The sequence below is a fragment of the Polaromonas sp. P1_E3 genome, from assembly GCF_056405935.1.
Map to the genome: position 1 here is coordinate 1 of NZ_JBFUBD010000436.1, position 2,101 is coordinate 2,101.

The 2,101-nt window shown below is 56.7% G+C and carries 3 protein-coding genes; 2 read left to right on the top strand and 1 reads right to left on the bottom strand.

The window, feature by feature from the left end:
* Positions 1–597, bottom strand: a 597-nt coding sequence (locus tag AC1D0Z_RS20230) for a trypsin-like peptidase domain-containing protein (RefSeq protein ID WP_477659959.1), incomplete at its 3' end; no start/stop codon positions are given.
* A 680-nt stretch (positions 598–1,277) separates the two neighbouring features.
* On the opposite strand from AC1D0Z_RS20230, the gene AC1D0Z_RS20235 reads away from it, so the two are divergent.
* Both AC1D0Z_RS20235 and AC1D0Z_RS20240 read left to right on the top strand, forming a co-directional pair.
* Positions 1,278–1,544 (top strand): flagellar biosynthetic protein FliQ, encoded by a 267-nt coding sequence (locus AC1D0Z_RS20235; RefSeq protein ID WP_477659960.1) that lies wholly within the window; start codon positions 1,278–1,280, stop codon positions 1,542–1,544.
* Positions 1,545–1,552: 8 nt separating this feature from the next.
* Positions 1,553–2,101, top strand: a 549-nt coding sequence (locus AC1D0Z_RS20240) for a flagellar biosynthetic protein FliR (protein WP_477659961.1), incomplete at its 3' end; no start/stop codon positions are given.

Consider the following 2,101-nt stretch of genomic DNA (forward strand, 5'->3'; position numbering starts at 1 on the left):
GTGGTTGCCGCCGCTCGCCAGCACAGGCGTACTGGTGAACAGCGCCGATTCGATGTGGTATTCCCAGCTTCCGGAAAATGCGCGGCGGCTGACCAGCCGTGTCATGCTCACGTCACCGTCCTCATCGGCCTGCGGACCCGTGACGGCCATCAGCGGCTCGCCGGGTTGCAGGTCTGTGCCTTTGCCCAGCGCCGCCACGCCCACGCCGCGCAGCGGCAGCAAGGGGCGCAACAGCCCGAAGCCGGTGGCCAGGTCGTAGGCGACCGCGCGGGCCGGCAAAGTGCGGTTGTCCTGCGTCACGATCTCGATGTGTTCGGCTTCCAGCATCAGGTAGCCGATGGTGAGGATGAGCCCGTCCGGGCTGATTTGCACACCCGAGCCGGCTCGGCGCAAGCCCAGCGTTTCGGCCGAGCGTGCATCTTCCATTGCTGTGACTTTGACGCCAACCACTGCCGTCGTAGCCCGGGTCAGCGCGTCCAACATGGCTTGTGCCGCCGGGGGTTGCACGGTGGCTGCATGCGCAGTGGCAAGCCACGGCGCGCCGGACAGCAATAAGCTTGAAAGGACGATGCAGAGCCACTGACGCAAGGTGCACATGACGGACTCCTGAACGGAAGGAACAATTCCGACGCAACTCAAGAATGCACGTTAATAAATGGCGTTACAGGCGGCAGGGTCAAAAAATTCCTGTACAGGAACGCAACAGCCTTTCAGATCGTTAATTGCCAACTGCCAAATCTCATTTAGTTGCCCCATGGGGGATTTGCCCCATCAAAAAAAGGAGAAAGATGTGACTGGGAGGGGAAAAAATTCTTAGCCAGCTAAGGAGTAGCAAGCAACCAATTCGGAAAGCAATATCTATTTCCAGTGGTTTGGAAATAGCTAAGTAATTAGTACCCAAATCGGTATTGAAAATAACGTAACTGCCGTCGCAAATTCTGAAGTTTGCGATACAGTTCGGAACAAATAACAGGGAGAAGGTCCCGCCATGGGCACCTTGGGAAATGCCAAACAAAAAAGCTTACCGCGAAAGACTTGCGCCACGCACCTATGCGATCGCACCTGTGCCTTTGCAGCGATTCTGTAGCTGCGACAGGAGCTCCAGGTGACAGCTGCAACCGCAGTGATCTTCGATTCCCGCTTATGCTGTAAGCGGCACAGGGAGCAGAAAGTCAGCCACCACCGGTCACCACCGGAATGCGCCAGGATGACGGCGGACCTTCTTTCGTTTGCATGTGTAACTACAACAAACCATGGGTGCGGGAGCACATAACAGAATGCATGCTGACCTGGCTTTAAAAATGATGTCGGACCTATTCTGGATGGGATTCCTTGTGTGTCTGCCCGTTCTTGGTTTGACCATGCTCACAGGTTTGCTAATCAGCATTGTTCAGGTAGTTACGCAGGTACAGGAAATGTCCCTGACGTTTGTCCCCAAGCTGATGACGGCTGGCATTGCGCTTATCGTTTTTGGCCCCTGGATGCTGCGCAAGCTCAGCGCTTACTTTACTCAGCTATGGGCAGGTATTCCTGCCATGTTCTAGGTTCCCGCGTGATTGCCGAACTTGGAGCTGGATGGTCCTGGGCTTCCCAGAAATGGGCGCTGCCGCCCTTGCAGGCGGTAATTCTGCTTTCGATACGAATTGCGGGCGTCTTCGTGTTGACACCGGTCCTCTACGCGATGCCAATCCCGGTGACGGTGCGGGTTTTAATGCTGCTATCGTTGTCATTCATCCTTGCGCTGGGACTTGCACCGGGTGCTGCAGCCCCGGTCGTTGGTCACTCGGCGGTATTTACCTCTGCGATGGCAGAGCTCGCGCTGGGTGCGACGCTGGGGCTTGGGGTGCTGCTGGCGTTTTCTGCGTTTGATATCGCCGGGCGGCTCCTGGACGTCCAGATCGGGTTTGGCATCGCACAGGTTTTCGACCCTGTTACGCGGCGTCAGGTGCCGATCCTGACTTCCGCATTCAATACCTTCGCTGTCCTGCTTTTTTTCCTGCTGGCAGGACACCATGCCTTGTTGCGCGGCATCGCGTTTAGCGTTGAGCGATTTCCTGTTGCGGCTGATTGGTCCGTGGCTTATGGCCTGCTTCCCATGCTC

Coding starts and splice junctions, on each gene's coding strand:
- AC1D0Z_RS20235 (WP_477659960.1), top strand. CDS start 1,278: ATGCATGCTGACCTGGCTTTAAAAATGATGTCGGACCTATTCTGGATG.